The 20,549-nt window shown below is 44.1% G+C and carries 17 protein-coding genes and 1 pseudogene; 7 read left to right on the top strand and 11 right to left on the bottom strand.

The features are described 5' to 3' along the window. The first annotated feature begins 61 nt into the window (after positions 1–61). Complete coding sequence (locus tag AC3CKG_RS17735) at positions 62–847, top strand: hypothetical protein (RefSeq protein ID WP_102295895.1); 786 nt, start codon at positions 62–64, stop codon at positions 845–847. Between the two features lie 94 nt (positions 848–941). Here AC3CKG_RS17735 and ppsA read toward each other — a convergent pair whose 3' ends face one another. Further along, the gene (gene ppsA / locus AC3CKG_RS17730; RefSeq protein ID WP_488529676.1) at positions 942–3,314 is read right to left on the bottom strand and encodes a phosphoenolpyruvate synthase; all 2,373 of its coding nucleotides are present in this window, start codon (positions 3,312–3,314) and stop codon (positions 942–944) included. Between the two features lie 178 nt (positions 3,315–3,492). Here ppsA and ppsR point away from each other — a divergent pair, with 178 nt between their 5' ends. Further along, positions 3,493–4,326, top strand: a complete 834-nt coding sequence (ppsR, locus tag AC3CKG_RS17725) for a posphoenolpyruvate synthetase regulatory kinase/phosphorylase PpsR (RefSeq protein WP_009846294.1) — start codon at positions 3,493–3,495, stop codon at positions 4,324–4,326. A 76-nt stretch (positions 4,327–4,402) separates the two neighbouring features. Here ppsR and AC3CKG_RS17720 read toward each other — a convergent pair whose 3' ends face one another. The 4 genes from AC3CKG_RS17720 to AC3CKG_RS17705 all read right to left on the bottom strand — a co-directional run bounded on the left by AC3CKG_RS17720 (position 4,403) and on the right by AC3CKG_RS17705 (position 8,089). Beyond that, the gene (locus AC3CKG_RS17720; protein WP_488529675.1) at positions 4,403–5,632 is read right to left on the bottom strand and encodes a ferredoxin reductase family protein; all 1,230 of its coding nucleotides are present in this window, start codon (positions 5,630–5,632) and stop codon (positions 4,403–4,405) included. Positions 5,633–5,808: 176 nt separating this feature from the next. After that, on the bottom strand, positions 5,809–6,441 hold the full coding sequence (gene grxB, locus AC3CKG_RS17715) for a glutaredoxin 2 (protein ID WP_136993275.1): 633 nt from the start codon (positions 6,439–6,441) through the stop codon (positions 5,809–5,811). Between the two features lie 344 nt (positions 6,442–6,785). Next, positions 6,786–6,944, bottom strand: coding sequence for a hypothetical protein (locus tag AC3CKG_RS17710; protein WP_017111595.1), 159 nt, complete (start codon positions 6,942–6,944; stop codon positions 6,786–6,788). Positions 6,945–7,108: 164 nt separating this feature from the next. Continuing rightward, a complete protein-coding gene (locus tag AC3CKG_RS17705) occupies positions 7,109–8,089 on the bottom strand; it encodes a Gfo/Idh/MocA family protein (protein WP_488529674.1) in 981 nt (326 codons plus the stop codon). 209 nt (positions 8,090–8,298) lie between these two features. On the opposite strand from AC3CKG_RS17705, the gene AC3CKG_RS17700 reads away from it, so the two are divergent. Next, a complete protein-coding gene (locus AC3CKG_RS17700) occupies positions 8,299–8,781 on the top strand; it encodes a GNAT family N-acetyltransferase (protein WP_029223624.1) in 483 nt (160 codons plus the stop codon). 2 nt (positions 8,782–8,783) lie between these two features. Then, the gene (locus AC3CKG_RS17695; RefSeq protein ID WP_488529673.1) at positions 8,784–9,626 is read left to right on the top strand and encodes a L,D-transpeptidase family protein; all 843 of its coding nucleotides are present in this window, start codon (positions 8,784–8,786) and stop codon (positions 9,624–9,626) included. Between the two features lie 89 nt (positions 9,627–9,715). On the opposite strand, the gene AC3CKG_RS17690 is transcribed toward AC3CKG_RS17695, so the two are convergent. The 3 genes from AC3CKG_RS17690 to AC3CKG_RS17680 all read right to left on the bottom strand — a co-directional run bounded on the left by AC3CKG_RS17690 (position 9,716) and on the right by AC3CKG_RS17680 (position 12,155). Further along, a complete protein-coding gene (locus AC3CKG_RS17690) occupies positions 9,716–10,453 on the bottom strand; it encodes a sulfite exporter TauE/SafE family protein (RefSeq protein ID WP_102360899.1) in 738 nt (245 codons plus the stop codon). Between the two features lie 160 nt (positions 10,454–10,613). Beyond that, positions 10,614–11,333 (bottom strand): glycerophosphodiester phosphodiesterase family protein, encoded by a 720-nt coding sequence (locus tag AC3CKG_RS17685; RefSeq protein WP_102312786.1) that lies wholly within the window; start codon positions 11,331–11,333, stop codon positions 10,614–10,616. 219 nt (positions 11,334–11,552) lie between these two features. After that, on the bottom strand, positions 11,553–12,155 hold the full coding sequence (locus AC3CKG_RS17680) for a 2OG-Fe(II) oxygenase (protein ID WP_009846307.1): 603 nt from the start codon (positions 12,153–12,155) through the stop codon (positions 11,553–11,555). A 404-nt stretch (positions 12,156–12,559) separates the two neighbouring features. Here AC3CKG_RS17680 and AC3CKG_RS17675 point away from each other — a divergent pair. Beyond that, positions 12,560–13,348 (top strand): annotated as a pseudogene (locus tag AC3CKG_RS17675) (MBL fold metallo-hydrolase). A 75-nt stretch (positions 13,349–13,423) separates the two neighbouring features. Here the strand turns inward: AC3CKG_RS17675 and AC3CKG_RS17670 are convergent. Both AC3CKG_RS17670 and rimK read right to left on the bottom strand, forming a co-directional pair. Next, positions 13,424–13,852, bottom strand: coding sequence for an ATP-dependent zinc protease family protein (locus AC3CKG_RS17670; protein ID WP_004733090.1), 429 nt, complete (start codon positions 13,850–13,852; stop codon positions 13,424–13,426). Positions 13,853–13,884: 32 nt separating this feature from the next. Then, entirely contained in the window at positions 13,885–14,790 is a 906-nt protein-coding gene (gene rimK, locus AC3CKG_RS17665; protein WP_012601042.1) for a 30S ribosomal protein S6--L-glutamate ligase, read from the bottom strand. Between the two features lie 603 nt (positions 14,791–15,393). Between rimK and AC3CKG_RS17660 the strand changes: the two genes are divergently transcribed. Continuing rightward, positions 15,394–17,178 (top strand): SgrR family transcriptional regulator, encoded by a 1,785-nt coding sequence (locus tag AC3CKG_RS17660; protein WP_102312788.1) that lies wholly within the window; start codon positions 15,394–15,396, stop codon positions 17,176–17,178. A gap of 62 nt (positions 17,179–17,240) precedes the next feature. Here AC3CKG_RS17660 and AC3CKG_RS17655 read toward each other — a convergent pair whose 3' ends face one another. Next, on the bottom strand, positions 17,241–19,139 hold the full coding sequence (locus AC3CKG_RS17655) for a methyl-accepting chemotaxis protein (protein WP_241905905.1): 1,899 nt from the start codon (positions 19,137–19,139) through the stop codon (positions 17,241–17,243). Positions 19,140–19,418: 279 nt separating this feature from the next. On the opposite strand from AC3CKG_RS17655, the gene AC3CKG_RS17650 reads away from it, so the two are divergent. Further along, entirely contained in the window at positions 19,419–20,480 is a 1,062-nt protein-coding gene (locus tag AC3CKG_RS17650) for an MBL fold metallo-hydrolase (protein ID WP_488529672.1), read from the top strand. The last annotated feature ends 69 nt before the right edge of the window (positions 20,481–20,549 follow it).

The following is a 20,549-nucleotide window of genomic DNA, read 5'->3' as shown; positions in this document are numbered from 1 at the left end:
CGTTTGAGACAGAAGGACTTTCTCGCTTCAAGGAAGAAGCAAACTACTTTCGAGAGATACAATGAAAAAGTTTGCCCTTATTATTCCATTGAGCTTAGGTTTGTCGATCCCTGTGCATGCCGAATCAGAACGTGTTATCGATCCTGCAGACGTAACCAAGGTGTACACACAATCCGCACTGATGTTCAGCGGTAGCTCCGATATTCAATTTCAGGGACAGGTTTCTGGTGGGATGGACAATGGTCAGCAGTTTGCGTTACTCGCAGAGGCGACCTTTGTTGATGATAATGATGTGACACAACGTGACCCAAATAAATTTGGTTCGGATTACAGTAACTCCCGACTCCAGTATTTTCATGTTTTTGAGCCGGGGCTAGAGGCGACTCCAAAAATTGGCGTGTCGCTAGATTATATTAATACTCGCACCAACATTAAGAATGATTTGCTCTCGGTCGGTGGTGTTGTTGCCATCAATCCGGCTTACACAGGAGGATTCTTAGTCTTTCCAAGAGCTGGGCTGATGACAGGAAGCATGGAAATTTCAGGTGTCAGCTCGTCTAAAGACGACTTAACGGGATATTCACTTGGGCTTATCACGGCAAAACACTTGGGTGATTCAGGCGCTTATGTTTCTTTGGTTCCTGAGTGGCAAGACTTATCTGGTAGCGATATCAACATGCAAAACTTCTCATTGAAAACATCTTTGAATGTACCAATGAACAGTGCGCGTACTTGGTGGTTGAATACTCGTTACGACATCACCAAAGGCGATATCGATGTGAACGGTTTATCTATGCCAAGTGAGTGGCAGACCGAAGCTTGGGTAGGCGTTAGATACTACTTCTAAAGTGTTCGATGTCTCGTCCTAAAATGCAGTAAATAAAAAGCCAGTCGCGATGACTGGCTTTGTTGACTCTATATCTACTTGTTGACGCTAACCGTTACTTATTCGTAACGTTACCAAGCTTCAACCACGTGTCGATAACCGTATCTGGGTTTAGTGAAACAGAGCTGATGCCTTGCTCCATTAACCACTCCGCTAGGTCGTCATGGTCAGATGGGCCTTGGCCACAGATACCCACGTATTTACCGGCTTTAGCCGCTGCATCGATAGCCATTTTCAGCATCGCTTTAACCGCTGGGTTACGCTCGTCGAATAAGTGAGCAACGTCACCTGAATCCCGGTCTAGGCCAAGTGTCAGCTGTGTCATGTCGTTTGAACCGATAGAGAAGCCATCGAAGTACTTCAAGAATTCCTCAGCCAAAATCGCATTCGATGGAAGCTCACACATCATGATGACTTTCAGACCTTGGTCGCCACGGCGTAGGTTAAACTTAGCCAGAATATCGATAACCGATGCTGCTTCGCTCGGAGTACGAACGAATGGGATCATGATTTCAACGTTCTTCAGTCCCATCTCGTTACGAACACGTTTTAGCGCTTGAGTTTCAAGCTCGAAGCAGTCTTCAAATACTGGAGAGATGTAACGAGATGCACCACGGAAGCCCAGCATTGGGTTCTCTTCATGTGGTTCAAACGTTTTACCGCCAACAAGGTTGCTGTACTCGTTCGACTTGAAGTCAGACATACGTACGATCACACGTTTAGGCCAGAATGCAGAAGCGATTGTAGCAATGCCTTCTGTTAGCTTGCTTACGTAGAAATCGATAGGATCTTTGTAGCCACGAATACGCTGGTTGATTTCTGCTTTGATCTCATCCGTTTGCTCATCGAAGTTCAACAGAGCTTTAGGGTGAATACCAATCATCTTGTTGATGATGAATTCAAGACGAGCAAGGCCAACACCTTCATTCGGGATTTGAGCAAAGTCGAAGGCACGATCTGGGTTACCCACGTTCATCATTACTTTAGTTGGCAGCATTGGTAGCTCATCAACTTCAGAACGTTTGATCTCAAAGTCGAGTTCGCCGTTGTAAACGTAGCCTGTTTCGCCTTCTGAACATGACACTGTTACGGTGTCGCCGTCATTTAGGCTGCTTGTCGCGGTACCACAACCAACAATGGCAGGAATGCCTAGTTCACGAGCAATGATTGCTGCGTGACAAGTACGGCCGCCACGGTTAGTAACAATCGCAGAGGCTTTCTTCATCACAGGTTCCCAGTCCGGGTCTGTCATGTCAGTTACCAGCACGTCGCCTTCTTGAACCAGTGACATTTGGTCTAGAGAGTCAACCAAACGAACCGGGCCAGAACCGATACGTTGACCGATAGCACGGCCTTCAACTAAGACATCTGCCTTGTTGTTTAGTTCGTAACGTTCGATAACGTTTTGGTCGCTTTGAGAACATACTGTTTCAGGGCGAGCTTGAACGATGTAAAGCTTGCCGTCGATGCCATCTTTTGCCCACTCAATGTCCATCGGACGTTGGTAGTGCTTCTCGATGATCATCGCTTGTTTTGCTAATTCTTTGATCTCTTCATCGTTCAGTGAGAACTCGTTACGCTCTTGAGTATCCGTATCGATGATATCAACTTGCTTGCCGATCTCTTGGTTGGTTGAGTAGATCATCTTGATCAACTTAGAACCAAACGTCTTTTTAACTACTGGGTAGTGATCTGCTTCTAGCATTGGCTTATGAACGTAGAACTCATCTGGGTTCACCGCGCCTTGTACGACCATTTCACCTAAGCCCCAAGAAGAGGTGATGAATACCACTTGGTCGAAGCCTGATTCAGTATCAAGCGTGAACATCACACCTGAAGAAGCTTTGTCTGAGCGAACCATACGCTGGATGCCCGCAGACAATGAAATGCCACGGTGATCAAAGCCTTGGTGTACTCGGTAAGAGATAGCGCGATCGTTAAACAGTGAAGCGAATACGTGTTTCGTTGCTTCGATAACCGCATCGATACCTTTCACATTAAGGAAGGTTTCTTGTTGGCCTGCAAAAGAAGCATCTGGAAGGTCTTCAGCTGTTGCCGATGAGCGAACCGCAACAGACAATTCTTCGTTGCCTTCAATCAGTTCGCGGTAGTTATCACGGATATCTTGCTCTAGTGATTCTGGGAAGGGTGCGTCTAGAACCCATTGTCGAATTGTTGCACCTGTCTTACGCAGTGCGTCAACGTCTTCAACATCAAGTTCATCAAGGAGTTGGTGAATGCGCTCATCAAGACCTTTGTAGTCAAGAAAGTTGTTAAACGCATAAGATGTGGTAGCAAAACCATTAGGTACTGATACGCCAGCGTTGGCTAGGTTAGAAACCATCTCGCCAAGTGAAGCATTCTTACCGCCGACTTTGTCGACATCTTCCATGGAAAGGCCATTGAACCATAGGGTGTTATTTTGCATTTATTTCTCCAGAAACATAGCAAGCATTGTAGGGATTTAAAGGCAAACGATTACGTATCAGTTTAAAAAAATGTAAATTATTTTCTAAAGCTGTGGGGGACGTAATAGTCAGCAGGGTTTCGTTATATATATTATGGTTCCCATCCTACTCAAAATAATTTTAAACATTAAATAAAAAATGCAAATTGATATCCAAAGTCGTGATGTATTCTATGTTTCTGATGGAACGGCCATAACATGTGAGACTTTAGGGCATGTTGTTCTAGGTCAATTCCCATTCGAAGCTAATGAAAAAACCTTCCCGTTTGTCGAAAGTGAAGACAAACTTTCTGATTTATTGAAAGAGATCGAGATTTCATATCGAGCAACAGGTCATGAACCTTTGGTCTTTTTCTCGATTGTGATTCCGGAGATAAAACTCAAGCTGTTAGATGCGCCTGCGCATTGTTATGACGTGTTAGAGAGTATCGTGCAGAAAGTGCAAGATGATACGAAAATGGCGCCTAAGCCGAAGCTGCAGCGTTCTCGTAGCGTTAATAAAGACTCGGACAAATACTTCGACCGTATTGCTGCTATCGAATACACGTTAGCGCACGACGACGGCATTACTTTAAAAGGCTTGGAAGAGGCAGACATTATCTTGTTGGGAGTCTCTCGCAGCGGTAAAACGCCAACGAGCTTGTACATGGCAATGCAGTTTGGTTTACGCGTCGCAAACTATCCGTTTATCCATGATGATATTGCTCGCTTAAGGTTGCTACCGGAATTTGAGATATATCGTCATAAGCTGTTTGGTTTGACGATTGATGCGGAAAGGCTGACCGAGATCCGTGAAAATCGATTGGCAGGCAGTGAGTACGCAAGTGACTCACAATGTTTGTATGAGCTGCAAACGGTAGAAGGTTTGTTCAGACGTGAAGCCATTCCATACATCAACACCTCGTCACTGTCTGTTGAAGAGATTTCGACACGAATCTTGGAACGTACAGGGTTGCGACGCCGCTTGCTTTGATTCTAACTGCCGAGAGCTACTCGTTGTTGGTTTTACCACTTGTGACCAACAACGAGCCTTGTTGATTGGCGTCTTATCATCTCATAACAAAGTTTTCATTGTGCCAATGGCTAGGCTTTAATCCTTTACTTACCAGTTGCTTTTTTAATGAGCTGAGCATTGGGGTCGGCCCACAACCGAACACTTGATACATGGACAGTGGCAAAGATAGTTTCTCACTAATACCATCAGCAGTCAGGCGCTCTTGTTCACTATCTTGTATGTGTAATTGAATGTTCTTAGTTCCAATTATCTCCGTCACCTTTTGAACCATTAAGCGGTAAAACTTTCCTCGGCCAACAAAAAATAGGTGAACCTCTTGCTCTGGACTAGCCGTTGCCTTTATCCAAGAAATAAAAGGTGTGATGCCTATACCTCCTGCTAACCATACTTGTGGCTGACTTGCCTTCTTTTTACGCATGAGTTGTCCATAACCACCATCAACGGTTACCTTTTGGCCTATGGCTAGCTGTGTTTGTAGCGCCTGAGTATGCTTGCCTAAGTTTCTAATAATAAAGCTCAATTGTTGCTCACTGGGATGAGACGTAATAGTAAAAGGATGAAAGTGGGATACTTTATCCAAATTAAAGTCGAGGTAAGCAAATTGTCCTACTTGGTAATCAATTGTTTTGGATTCAGCTTCAAGGGTTACCTCAACAGCGTTGTCTATCTGTTTAATATCGCTAACCGTGTAGGCGCAGAAATTTCGCTTCTTAAAGATGATTTTGTAGACCCAACTTACAATGCCGATAGCGGAAACCATTAGCAGAGTGATACCAGTTACGCTGGTTAGGCTAAACGGCACGTCTGAGAAGAAAGTATGATAAACCGAGATCATAAAAATCGGCCCCATTAGCATATGGGTGTAATACCAAATTCGGTATGGGATCTGACGGACCATGCTAATAGCTCCTAATAAAATGAGGCCATACATCGCCCACTGTCCCACTTCTTCTCCAAAATCAGCAAAGGTTGGATCAATACCATTACCTGCGGGGCCTGGAACCAATAACCAGTGGAAGCTAGCACCAAGTACACCTGAAATGCCTAGCCATTTGTGCCAAACATAAGCCTTATCTATCCCACCAATCAGGCGGTCTAGCCATTTAGTTCGACAGCTAATGAGCATTGCCATCGCCATACTTAACATTGAGACTGCGGCAAAAAATGCAGGGACTTTTCGTGCTAGTTCGAGCTCAACAGGCAATATGAACCAGATAGATAGTGATACGAATAGGGTTAGCAGTGTGGTTTTTAATGTGCTCATACAGGGCTCTAACAATACAGGATTGCATATATCGTACGGGTGTCAGTATGAATGAATTGTGAATGGTATTGTTGGAATTGATTAAGATAGAGAATAGAACGAAATAGAAGCTAAAAGCTGGTCACAGCTCCTAGCTTCTTTTAGGAAAAGCGTTTTAGCGAAATTGAGGCGGCTTTCTAACGAAGTAAAGACAGCTTTAGCGTTTCACTTTGCTTCTCTAACCAACGTTCAAGCGCTGGTGGCCATGTGATGCTTGGTTCAACACAGAAACCGCGCAACATAGAGAAGTACACCGCTTGATCGATAAGCGGCAGTGCCGACTCACCATTTTCTAGGTTCAGTAGAAGCTCGGCGTCTTTCAATAGCGGATTAATCTGTTCAACGAACTGCGGCGTTTGCTCAATCAGTTTGTCGAAGTTGAGCTCTTCGGTTTCTTTGGCTGCGCGCCATGCTGCTTTACTGGCTTCTGATTGGTATTCAGCAAGGTCCAGTTTCGACCAACGCGGCAGACCAATGCGTTGGCTTAGCGGGAATGCGCGGCTTTGGAACAGAGTAACTTGTTCTGATGGTACACGTTGTTCATCACTTGATTTCAAGTCCATGAAGTAAGCGATGATATCTAAGCTTTCAGCCATGATAGAACCGTCGTCTTTCTGTAAGACTGGTACCATCTTTTTACCGATCAAATCGATAAGGGTTTGGGCATCATCATAATCCACAGAAACAAGTTCGATGTTCAAGCCTAGAGATTGAGCGATGTAGGCCACTCTTGCACAGAAAGGGCAGTGGTCGTAAATGTAAAGCTTCATAGCTTCCCTTAGTTCAGGTCATTATAAATATAAGTTAATGCTAATATATCAGAAAGTATTGCGAACATTAAGCGTCGATAACGTTAAGTGTCAATAAACCCTAAGATTCAAAATAGTGAGCATCAACCGACAATAAGCACTTGGTATTAATACTATTTTATTAGTTCTATTGTCTGTTGGATTCGGCTTTACTGCAATGAGTAAACTAATGGGAAGGTTACTGGGAAATAGCAGGTACAAAAAAGGCTCTGGCAATCCCCTCTAATGCAGAAGAGTGAGATCAGCCAAAGCCTGTATTTTGTTACCTTTAGCAGATGGTCTACTAAAAGAGCAAAGTGGTTAAACTATGCTTTTTTAAGATCTTGCACTGGGTAAGTAAGCGTCATTGCGCCTTCTACAGTTGTAACGTGAACGTAGCCGCCACCAGCGCTTAGGCCAGTCACTACCATTTCACCAAGTTCAACACCTTTTGTTGCTACAACGCGATCATCAACTGAAAACACTTTACACACCTTCAATAAATTAAATAAGTACGATAGATATCGAACGCGGATTTAAACAGATGACTCTCTAATCAACTAATCCAGTTGTTTGTCGTAAAGATTAAATTTGGTTATGTATAAATGACTATTTCTTAGTTATCAGACCATTAGCGTATTTGTGGTGCCTATTTGTCTGCAGGGTAAACGACACCAACTTGCTGACGCATCTCTGTAATTAGCTTGCAAACGGTTAAAGCGCGCTGTGTTGTTTGAGCTTTGGTTGCTTGATCGCCATGAATACAATCGGCAAAGGCTTGCGCTTCATAACTCATTGAGTTCTCACTTTGATGTTGCGTGAGGCTTTCTACCGAACCATCGCGATAGCGGATCTTAACATCCGTACATTCAGCGATGTGATCGATAATGATCGCCCCTTGTTCACCTTGGATCTCACTAGGCGCATAGGAATCACTGACCTTAGAGTGCGCGAGAGTGGCATCGAACTCAGGGTACTGGAAGATCGCACAGCCATGAGCATCCACGCCAGAATCAAGCAATTTAGCAGAAGCGTGAGCTGCTTGAGGCTTGCCAAACAGTGCCACGGAAGCGGCGACACAATAGAAACCAATGTCGACCATTGAGCCGTTTGAGAAGGCAGGGTTGAACGTATTTGGATTTTCACCGTTGAGGTACTTTTGGTAGCGCGATGAATACTGGCAGTAGTTGATGTGTGCTTTATGTACCTTGCCAATCTTTTCTAACCCAAGTTGGATTTGTTTAAAGTTCGGTAGGAACTGGGATTTGTACGCTTCAAACAACACCACGCCGTTTTGTTTTGCGACTTCAAACATTCGAATGGCTTCATCAATATTTGACGCGACAGGCTTTTCACAAATTACATGCTTGCCGTGCTTCATCATCAAGATCGATTGCTCACAGTGCATTGAGTTTGGAGATGCGATGTAAACCGCTGTTATTGTACTGTCACTGGCTAATGCTTCGAGAGAGTCATAAGTCGTTTCAACGTCAAATTCTTGGGCGAACTGTGCCGCGCTATCTAAGTTTCGTGAATAAACCGCAGCAAGTTGCATCGATTGAGTTTCATGGGCAGCTTGAACAAACTTTTGTGTAATCCAATTGGTTCCAATTACAGCAAACTTAATCATATAGGTATCCAGTCGTTAGTGTATTGATTCTGCAGAGATAGTAGCATTCAAAGGTCGCTAATGTGCCTTAGATTTGCGGAACAATTCCCGTTTAAATGCAGCCTAATATCCATTTTCGCCGTCAAAAACATACCTGAGTTGGCTAGGACAACGGTGCACAAGTAAGTCATTTTTGCTAAGGTATTATGGAATTCAAACAAGGTGATGATATGCAAATTCGTACCGCAAAGGTAACTGACATCCGCTCTATTTTAGCGCTTTCTGAGCAGATAAACCGTCAACATCATCTTGGTGCACCTATGGTGTTTGCACCACCGTCACGAAGCCTTGGCGACAGCGAAGAGTATTGGTTAGGGTTGATGATAGACCCGCTCGGTTCCTTCTTTGTTGCGGTTCAAGACGAACAGGTCGTTGGCTTTCTTGCCGGCAAAGTGACGCAGAACAAAGGGGTGAGCTTTATTCAACCGCATAAAGTCGCGCGGGTGAATACGATTGTGGTCAACGATCAGATTCAAAGCCAAGGTGTCGGTAAGGCGTTGATGAAATCATTCAACCAATGGTCGCAGGCCAGAGGAGCGATAGAGCTTCGTTTGGAAGTGATGGAGTTTAACCAGCAAGCTCAGAGTTTCTATGAATCGTTAGGAATGGAAACTCAGTCTCGAACCATGTCTATGAGCTTAGAGGGGATTTAGGAGTGCGGTTGTTTTTGCCTTTATCACTGTACTTACTCTTTGCTAGTTCTCTAGTCTATTCAGCGACTTCCTTTGCTACTGATACGCCGCAATATGTAAAGCCGCCAGTAGTACCGAAATCAGAAGCACAGAAGCTTGTAGTCGAGAAAATCGTTTCCGATGCAACGGCGATAGAAACCATCGTGTTTGAGTCGGCTCCTTCTCATTCCCAAGCTCTCTCAACGTCTCCTACGAGCGCGAACTCAAACAATGTGGTTGTTGTGGGTGACGTTCTTGAAAGTGGCTCTGACGACAATTCTAACGACAATAAGAATAAGGTTGCTCAGCTTTCTCAAGGTTCATCGAAGCGCCCACCTCAAAGCTCATCTCAACAGTTTTACAACGTACCTAATATTGCTTCAGAGATAGACCCGCTACTTCAAGTAGTCACTTTGGTTAAGGTCGATAAATCGAAACGTCGAATGTACTTATTTAAAGACGATGAGGTCGTACAAGAGTTTCGGATAGCCTTGGGTAAGCAGCCCAAAGGGCATAAGCGATTTGAAGGGGATAATCGAACCCCAGAAGGGCAATACAAGCTCGATTATATTATGGAAGAGTCTGATTTTTATCGTTCAGTACATATCAACTACCCACAATCCGCCGACAGAGAGTGGGCCGAAAAACATGATCTGAGTCCGGGAGGAAATATCAAAATCCACGGCATCAAAAATGGTGAGCGTCGTTCACCTAGTTTTATTCAAAGTTTTGATTGGACGGATGGTTGTATTGCTTTAACGAATCAAGATATGGATGCGTTTATTGAACTAGTTAAAATGGGCACTCCTATCCATATCGAATGGTAGCCCCCAGATTGTTTTTACTCGTTCAGTTTAGATTTTTACTTACCCAGATTATGTTTCACTTACCGAGTTTAGGTGTTCACTTACCCAATTTAGACGAGTACTCGCCCTGCACTGAATATGGCTATCACTACCAGCAGGGCAATAGTGACTGGCTTGAATTTCTCTCCGCCAAATCTCTCGAACAATTTAGACCCGACATAGCCACCAAACATGCTGCTTGGTAAAAGTATAATTGTAAGCCAGACCACATCACGGTCGACTAATCCCGCTATCGATGCCGAGACAAACGCACTGGAATCAGCCAACACAAAGAACGCGATAAGACCCGCTCTGGCAATGTGAGGTTCGACTGGGCTTGCTAATGCATGCGTGCCAACTGGAGGCCCAGACATTGAAGCCGCACCATTCATTACCCCAGCAAGGCTGCCGAGAATATAAGGCGCAAATCTAGGTTCACTTCGATATTGAAAGCCTTTGTAGATCATAAGTGCAGACGCAAAGATAAAAGCGCTGATGATCAAGATGATCGTGTCTTGGCTAACCGATTTGAGTAAGAGTAAGCCGACTGGAGTGAAGGCCAAACAAGGGATAAACACCTTTGAAACCCAGCGCCAGTTAACGTGCTTTCGAACTTTAGGCAGCAATTGAATATTGCCGAGTAGGTCGATCAACATGAAAACAGGAACCAGTTCGATAACAGGCACGAATAGCGCGCTTAACGGCAATGCCACTAAGGTGAAACCGAAACCTGAAAAACCACGAACAATAGCGGCGAAAATGAAGATTGCACCCAAAATTGGGTAAGTTGGACTAAAAATGAGATCCATAAATTAAGTAACCAATGAAGCTGTCTGTATAGAGCGAGCTAATGAAACCAAGTGAGTAGCGGAATGTACTCCTACTCACTTGTGTTTGCTACCTAATTTTCAGGTTTATTGGGGTTAATTTTAATGTCTCTTGAGGCGTGCTTTTTCGGTATTCGCCCGGTCAATTTATAGAGCTAAATTGATTCGGAAAATCAGTGAATACAGCGTCTACTTTTGAGAGAAATTTGAACTGAGACGGATCATTGACGGTGTAGCACCACGTTTGAATATTCGCTTCTTTTAACGTGTCGAGATCGTTCTGATCGACATGTTCATAGTTCATGTGACAACTGAACGCTTTTACCTCATTAATAAGCATAAGATCGGCTTGGGTCAGTTGCTCTGTTATCACACCAACTCGGTATCTCGGTAAGTGGTGAGCCATTTCAGCAACGACTTGGTGACTGAAGCTTGAAAGTAAGATCCTGTCGGTATCCAGCGTTGAGCGGATCAGTTCAGTGTGCAGAAGATCGACCACATGAGGCGCTTGGTGTTTGCTATCGACTTTAATTTCCAGATTAACACTCAGATCATGGGCTTCAACCAAGCTCAACAACTCAGTGAGAGTCAGTATTTTTTCACCGGTGAACTGTTCTGATTTCCAGCGACCAAAATCTAACAGGCGCAGCTCTGCCAAGGTGTGTTCATCAACACGGCCTTTACCATCACTACAGCGTTCTAGTGTGTGATCGTGACAAACGACAAGTTGGTCGTCGAGAGTCACTTGAATATCGACTTCGACCCACTTCAAGCCAAGATTAGCGGCTTGTTCAATGCTTACTTTGGTGTTTTCTGGGTGAGTACCCGCTACACCACGATGACCTACGATGATAGACGACATAATTAATCCTTCTTTAAGACGCATCGTAAATATTTATTAAATATCAGTTTTCTCTATTACGCCAGAGCAATCGTGAAGCCAAATAGCCGTGTTGTGACTCTGCTAATGAAAGCGGTCGATTAGACTTGTCACGTCTAGTGATTCTCATCTACGAAAAAGCCTCTCGATGGAGAGGCTTTCGATGAAATAGGCTCTAGATAAGATAAAGATTGGTTTAGCTTAGTGCGCGATGTCCAATTGGTTATCTTTCACGCCGTTAATACGGAACCAACCTGCGATACTGAATCGCTCTGTGTTGGTTGGCAGAACCTCGTGTGGGAACTGTTCAGACAAGAATACCAACAGTCGACCACCCTTTGGCGGAATGGTTGCGATGTGATTGTCTTTTAGATCGTAAACCACAAGCTCACCAGCGTCTTCCTCAGACCATTCGTCATTCATGTAGAATACGGTGGTCAGGCGGCGATTCTCGTTGCCTTTGAAGCAGTCTAAGTGCTTCTGGTAGAAGTCGCCTTTTTCGTATTTTGCAAAGTGCGCTTCGTATTCGAATAGACCTAAAAAGAATGCTTGGTTTGCTTCTAAACGAATTTGTTCCATTTTGTCTAGGAACAGAGATGCTGGTTCGCCCATATCACGGCGTACCCACTGAATTTTGTCACTACGAATCGTTGCTTCTCGTGCTACGTCATCGTTACGGCCGATCCTAGCCTTTTTCCAGTTCTCTGGAATGCAATCCCTCAATGCCACTACTTCTTCGTGAGTTAAGAAGTCATCCCAAACAAAGTAACCTTGGGTAGAAAGAGCATCGATAAGTTGGTTCATGTATAGCACTCAGACAATAAATTAGAGGCGCATATATAGTCCGAATAACTCAAGTCACCAAATCACGTATTTTGTCGTCACGACAAATGATGCTCAGTGCTTAAAGCGCAAGGCTTGTTGAGCAAGGTTTTCGGTTATGTGAGCATTCGATAATGCTGAAAAATATCGGATGAAATTGATGATCATCTTTGGAATGTGCCCTCATTATTCTGAGTTAAATTGGACTTGAGTAACATTGATTTTGAGTAACGTTGGATTTGAGTAATCTTAGTAGATACCAATGGAAATCTTGATTCGAGCTATCTATCTGGTTTTAGATTGTTGCTTTTAACAAAATGATCACAATTGATGGTGAGTTTGCTATGGTATAGGTCTGACCAGTTGGTTTATCACAAGGAGTGGGTTTGCAGCTGCATACCATCAAAGGCTATATCCAAGACATGTATCTCGTAGAGTACCCTGACAGGTTGCTCTTGCTTGATGGTGCGTGTCGAGCCGACATCCCGCATTTGAAAGATTTCATCGAAACAGAGCTTATGCGTGATTTTGCTGATCTACATACGGTTGTGGTTACGCACATGCATCCAGATCACGCAGGGGCAGCGCACAAGCTCAGAAAGCTGACAAATTGTAATTTGGTTGCAGCAAACCGAGACAAAGACTGGTATCACGGCATCGATGGCATATTGATGCACTTGACCGATCTGGCATTGGCACGATGGATGGCAAATCGATTGGGCAAGCCCAAAGCAAACCTATGGTATTCAAGAAAATTAAAGCCGGACTACAAGTTGTCTGATGGTGATAGCATTCCTGGCTTTGATGACTGGTTAGTTCTAGAAACACCAGGTCACACTGACAGAGATCTTTCCGTCTATTGCCCATCACACAGTGTCGCCTATGTGGCAGACCTAATGGTAGAAGTGAAAAAGAAGCTGATCCCGCCTTTCCCTATCTTTCATCCTAACAAGTACTGAGAGTCGGTATCTCGTATCTATGACATGCAGCTTGACACCTTGCTGGTGGCGCATGGGGGACAAGTGAATTTGAGTGAGCAAGCCTTTGAACATCTGTTGATGAGTGCGCCAAGAAGACCAGTGACACATTGGCGAGTGACTAAAATCAAACTCAAAGGTTTGGTTAAATCTGTTTGGCGATTTGGGTTTAAAGATAAAAAAAATCGCCATAAATAATAAAGGCCAGTCTCAAAGACTGGCCTTAATTAATACGTGTTGTTGACTCACTATTTGAGCTGTGGAGCAGTTCAATTAGTGAGAAATTAGAAATTCGCCCGCAGGGTCAACAATCACTTTGTCACTCATGCCTTGACGACCAAGCAGCATCATATAAGTCATATCCTGACGGTTGCTTAGTGTGATATCGATAGGCCATTCCTGACCACCAATTTTTAGCATGGTTTCAATCACACAACGGTGTTCAACTTCGCCGTTCGATGATTTGATTCTTTTACTCGTTTTCAGTTTCGCCTTGCAGCGCACTGTCTCTTCTAAGTGGTAAACGTCTGGGTGAAGATCGAACTCAACGAAGTTTTCACCATCTGTTTTTACACATAGTAGATTGTCTACGTGTAGAGAAGAGGTTTGAGCCCCTGTATCAACACGCGTATGTAGTCCAGTTATCCCTAACTCTGGTAAGCAAAGTGCTTCTGTATTCCCTATGATCATTTTATTGTTCATGTTTTTTCCAATCATGAGTAAACGGCGTTTAATCAGCCTTTGCCACGAGTACGGTTAGCGTTTGGTTTTGCATTTTTTTCGATGAACTCGAAAATCATGTCTGCCACATCTTTGCCTGTTGATTTCTCGATACCTTCTAGGCCTGGAGAAGAGTTCACTTCCATTACAACAGGGCCATTCTTAGATTGTAGAATATCGACACCACATAGGTTTAAACCCATGATTTTAGCTGCATTGATCGCTGTAGCGCGCTCTTCTTTGGTTAGTTTAACCAATTGAGCTGTACCGCCACGGTGTAGGTTAGAGCGGAATTCACCCTCACCAGCTTGGCGTTTCATTGCTGCAATAACTTTGTTACCCACAACAAAACAACGGATGTCTGCGCCATTAGCTTCTTCAATGAACTCTTGAACCAAGATGTTCGCTTTTAGGCCCATGAATGCTTCGATAACGCTTTCAGCTGCTTTGTTTGTTTCTGCTAGAACCACGCCGATACCTTGAGTACCTTCAAGAAGCTTGATAACCAGTGGCGCACCACCTACGTTTTTGATCAAGTCTTGAATTTTGTCTGGGCGGCTAGCGAAACCTGTTTTTGGTAAGCCAATACCTTTACGAGACAACAATTGTAGTGAGCGCAGTTTGTCGCGAGAACGACTGATTGCTACTGACTCATTGATACAAAAAGTGCCCATCATTTCGAATTGGCGAACAACCGCAGTGCCGTAAAAGGTAATGGAAGCGCCAATACGTGGAATAACAGCATCGTATTGAGGTAGCTCTTCACCCATGTAGCGAATCTTCGGATTGTTACTCGCGATATCTATATCACAGTGCAGCGTGTCGATAACATCGACCTGGTGACCACGAGCTTCTCCTGCCGCTTTTAAGCGAGAAGTAGAGTATAGATTTTCGTTGCGAGAAAGAATTGCGATACGCATGGCGTTTCCTTAGTTAATACCTGATTGGTAACTGCAAATAAATTAGTTGTTAGCTGAGCTTTCAGTTTTTCTGAGGCTCCTTGCTTGCTTCGGGGCGAACCTTAAGGCTTTTCGTTTAACTAAGAAAACGAATTAAATTTGTCGAGTCGACAACAGAAATTTATCGTATGTGTGAGTGATTGGTACAGCAGGGTTTAGAAGACGTTTTGAATGGAAAAGCGAGTTGAGACCTAACTCATATTGGGGGTAGGAGCATATTAGGTAGTACTCAACTCGCGTTAACTCGGTGCTTAAAAGTGTACTAATAACGCCAGTTACATAGCTCTATAAGTGTTCGTAGTGCTTCTCTTTCGAGCTTGCTACAGGTGCTTTTAAGCTTATTAAGATAGTATTTTCTCATGATGATTACTTCTCTTGTATTAGGCTTTGGTGGGAACTCAAAGTTCCTTGTTGACCCATTAATTATGGTTAATTAATAGGAAGTAATAAACAGATGGGTTTTTACTAAGTTGTTCCTGTTTTTGTCTTTTAGCGCTACTTTTGGGCTGATGTGTTTTATAATGGGCTTAATCAGGAAGGGTTGTTTCTAAAAAGGTTCATTATTTGTCTGATCTAAACATGATGCGTTACTACACAAGGCTAGATTCGTTTGAGCCTAACCTCTCACATTCAGTTACCTTAACTGAGGTGGCAGACAAGCTGTTCACCAGCTTGCGCCATGCACGAACCTTGTTAGGCAAGATGCATCAGGCTGAATGGTTGGTGTGGGAGCCAAAAGTCGGCAGGAATCAACGTTCTAATCTGACTTTACGTTTTAGCAATCAAGAGTTGACTCAACATGTTGCTAGTAAACTGATAGAGCAGGGCAAATACGAAAAAGCACTCTCAATTCTAGACAACGACCGCGCGATATTTGGCTCTCTCCTCCAAGAAACCTCTGGTGCGACGATGCGTGAAGGGCTGCTGCACGTTCAATTAACCTATAAACGTAAGTTTGAAGACCTATTTCCGCATCATATTCACCGCAGTAGCGAACGATTTTTGATCAGGCAAGTGTTCAGTTGCTTAGTCACTTGTAATGGCAAGGGCAAGTTGAAGCCTGAACTGGCGCACCATTGGGAATATGATGCTGAAAAATTAGTTTGGACTTTCTATTTGCGCCCTGGCTTAACCTTCCACGATGGTCAACCCGTCGACGCCAAGCAACTCGTGTCGTTATTTACCGCCTTACAACCGCTACCTTTCTATCAGACAGAGTTAGCCCATGTTGCTTCGGTTTACAGTGAACAGCCGTTAAGGATCAGCTTCCAATTGACCAAAGCAGACACCGGCTTTGCGGGCTTATTGGCAGGCGTTAAGTATTCGATTCAACCTGCTGCGCAAGTGACTCGTGAGCCATCGCCATTAAACTCGGTGTCTCATGCCGTGATTGGAACAGGCCCTTTCAAAGTGGTTGAGACTAATAACGAACGTATTAAACTTACCGCATTCGAACATTATTACGGTTGTCGTTCCCTGACGGATGAAGTGACGATTTGGCAATTCGAAGAGTCGATGACGGGCAATGCTCGCTTTGATGACAGCCAAATGCAGGTGTCACCTTATGAAGATTCGTCTTGTTTTCATCAACTCGGAAAAAGCGACGCGAAGCTGGTGTCGGCTGAAACTGATGGCCTTCGTAGCCGAGTCGAGGATGGGTGTCTGTTTATCCTTTTCAATCAAAACTCTGCGGCGAACCCGTTAAGCGACGAACAACGCAAGTACGTTTCAGGGCTTGCTAATCCACAAGATATCTTGTCTCAATTGGAACATAACAAGGGGTTGTTCAGCGTCTCTTTTGCTCAAAATATACTGCCAAGTTGGCAGAAATTGTATCGAACGCCTTCGAAAGAAACACAATTGCCGAAAAAGATGAGCATCGCCGTTTACAATTACTATGCGCTCTATAGATGTGCTATTTGCGTATCAGACATACTCAAACGGTATGGTGTTGAAGTGGAGGTGAATACCTACAGCTTCCGAGAACTGGCACAACTTTCTCAGAGTGGTGATTTAAAAGAAGACTTGGTGTTGTGCAACCTCAATCTCGATGACAATGCCCCTTCTTCACTGTTTTCGTGGATGATGAACGATCCTGTTTTACACTCGGCACTAGGTGAGATGAACAGTGATTGGCTCAAACAGCGCTTAGATCATCACAAAGCTTCGGTTGAACTGCCGAATTACTTGGCAGAGTTGGAGCCCGTTGCATCGACGTTGATTTCTGATTATTGGTTAGTGCCCATGTTCCATCACCTACAAACCGTGCGTTTCCAAGGCATTTTGAAAAACGTAGCCATCACCAACTGGGGATGGCCAGATTTCAAGAATGTATGGTCTGCTGATTAGCTTTAAGTTTTACTGACAAAGCTTAGATCACTAGTTTTTCTAGGAAGTCTTAAATTGTGAGATCAGCATTTGAACTGAGAAACCAGATTCGTTAAATGCATCGCTTTGGTGCGTAAGTGCTGACACTCCTGCGCCGTTCGCTCAATCATGTTATCGCTCTCTCTGGCTATTTCAGAAATACCGGAGATGTGCGGTGATATCTCGTTGATCACATTAGATTGTTGCCCTGTCGCAGAGGCAATCTGCATGTTCATAGCATTCATCTCATCGACGCTATGAGAAATGCTCGATAGCTGTTGCTCTGAATTGGAAGCCTCTACTCGGCAGTTAGTTCCTAATGTGGTGCTCGTTTCTATCGCTGCCACAGCTTGTTGCGTGCGTTGTTGAAGTTGCTCGATGATGCCGCGTATCTCTTCAGTTGATGCTTGGCTTCGTGAGGCGAGTGTTCTTACTTCATCTGCAACCACCGCAAACCCTCGGCCCTGTTCTCCTGCCCGAGCGGCTTCGATTGCGGCATTCAGTGCTAATAAGTTCGTTTGTTCAGAAACACCGCTGATCACATCCAACACAGTGTCGATAGAGTTAGCATCTTGAGCGAGTTGATTAACGATGGCCGTGGTGTCGTCGAGTTGTTGGTTCATGTGTTCGATACTTTCTGAGGTGACAGTAACCGATTTTTGGCCGATGTTTATTGCACCTGAAGCTCTGCTCGCACTATCGGCTGCACCGTTAGCGTTTTGGGCGATTTCGTCAGAGCTGGCTCCCATCTCGTGAATGGCTGTGGCGACTTGTTCTATTTGGCTAGTTTGTTGTTTGATGTCTTGTTCCATCGATTGAGCCATTCGATCCACGCTCTGAATGGATTCTGATATTTGCTGACCCGTATTCGACACGTCTTTAAGCAGGTCGCTAAGGTATTGAACAAATTGGTTATATCCTTTCGCAATCTGGCCTATTTCATCATGACGGGAGTCATCCAAGCGAAGTGTTAGATCGCCACCGCCTTTTCCTATCTGCTGCAATAGTTCAGCAACTTCAACGAAAGGCAGCAACAGTTTGTTGGTCGCCCACGCTGCGATTGGTGTGTAGATTGCAGCGATGAGTAAAGCCATAAAGATAATGGTTTGACTGAAGCCGTTTAATTCACTTAATACATCTTGCTTGGGGATCTGAGTAATCAGAGTCCAACCAATCCCCGGCATCGCTTTGGAGCCTAGAATTTGAGGCTGCCCGTCAACAATACCCTCATGAACAATGGTTTGCTGACTACCGAGTAGCAGGCTACTTTCAATCCCGACAGAGTTCAGTGACTGACCAATTAGGTTTTTGTCAGGGTGAACCTTGATGGTCCCTTGTTTATCGACTAGTAAAACAATACCGCTTTTACCCACACTGTAGTTGCTGATCAATTGGGTAATACTTTCCAAGGTCAAGCCGATGCCAGTTACACCGATACGCTCGCCGTTTCGAGTAACCACATAGTTGACAAATAGCGCTGGGATTCCAGTGCCGGCATCAATATCTAAAGAGAGCTCAAACGCTTTATCTGACTGGATGAAACGGTAGAACCATTGGTCACTTTGTTCGTTGGCTGAGATAGTTTTTAGAACGCCATTGTGTGTGTAGTAAGTACTTGCTTCGTTTGATACGTAATAGGCACTGATGGCATTGAATTCGTTTTTGACCGACTCAAGATAGGCGCGGAGGTTTTTCTCTGAGAGTGAGGCTTGCTTCATCAAAGGAGACAGCGTCATCATCTTTGATGCAAGAATAGGGGTTTCTAACTTAAGGTTGATTTCATTACTCACCTCGCCAAGCGAAGCAGGTAGCTCTCTTTCAAAGGTTCTATCAATTAAAATGGCTCGGCTCGATTGAAAAGAATAAATCCCCATCACGCTGATAATGGCGAGAGCTGCGATGATCGTCGCCAATATTGCCTTAGTTCGTATAGTAAATTGCAATTTAGAGTCCCTTCTAAAAACGTTTAATGTTCATTTGTAAATATAATGTTAAATAAAACCTGACTCTTTGGTCAATAAACGAATTATAGAAGTGAGAGTTGAACGATATTTGTACAAATATGGAAGATCATTCTTATTCGTACTTTCGAAGCCGAGTTCTATACATTCTCGTCTCGCAAATTAAAAATTACACTCATTGGTTTACTTTTTAATTTTGATATGTAAACTATACAGTGTAGTTTTTGCGTTGGGATAGACCCAATGATTAAAGAGATACCAATGAAAAAATATCTATTACCGATTTTAGGAGTACTTGCCGTGGTCGCTATCGTAAGCACAGGTTCACAATCAAACGACAATCTAGATAAGCTTCCGAAGAAATTTGTTAACAGTGAGCTGGAATACAAATCGGGTATGTCTGATATTTTTTCAATCCTGAAAGCTTATGTGACAGTGGAAAGGAATGAGCCGGTGCCGCGTGCTGCATTGCCTCTGATACCGATGACAGCCGAGCAACTGATCGAAGAACAAGACGACGTTGCTTACCGCTTGGGTCACTCAAGTGTGATGATGAAGCTGGATGGCAAGCTAGTGATGACCGATCCTGTGTTCAGTGATCGCGCATCGCCAGTGCAATGGATGGGGCCAAAGCGCTTCCATCCAACACCAATCTCACTGCAAGAACTGCCTGATATTGATGTGGTGGTGATCAGCCATGATCACTACGACCATTTAGACAAAGGCGCGGTTAAGGTATTAGCCGATAAAGTAGGTACGTTTTTGGTGCCACTCAGAGTCGGTGCGCTACTTGAAAAGTGGGGCGTGGATAAAGCAAAGATCATTGAGTTGAACTGGTGGGAATCAGCAACAGCCGCCGATATCGAGTTTACTTTGACGCCGACACAGCACTTCTCTGGTCGTGGCTTACTTGATCGTGACCAAACACTGTGGGGGAGTTGGGTTATCAAGGCTTCAGATAAGAAAGTATTCTTTAGTGGTGACTCTGGTTACTTCAATGGCTTCAAAGAGATTGGTGAGCGCTACGGGCCGTTTGATTTAACCATGGTCGAAACGGGCGCATACAATTCACTTTGGGCGGATATTCATATGTTCCCAGAACAGAGCGTTCAAGCACACATCGACCTGCAAGGTAAGGTGATGATGCCAATTCACAACAGTACGTTTGATCTTTCTATGCACGATTGGCAAGACCCAATGGAACAAGCTCTCGCGATAAGCAAAGAGCGAGATGTGCAGATGGTGAGCCCTGTGATGGGTGAGCGTTTGGTGATTTCAGAACCAGTACCTGTTCAAGCATGGTGGAAACTAGCATCGAATTAAAGCTTGTATCCAGATAGACATAGCTAAACCGTTAAGCTGGACAAACCCAGCTTATACACAAAACGCCAC

The sequence above is a fragment of the Vibrio sp. QJM3NY_15 genome (assembly GCF_057785995.1).
Note: the sequence above shows the minus strand (reverse complement) of the source record. Positions and strands in the feature narration are given on the sequence as shown.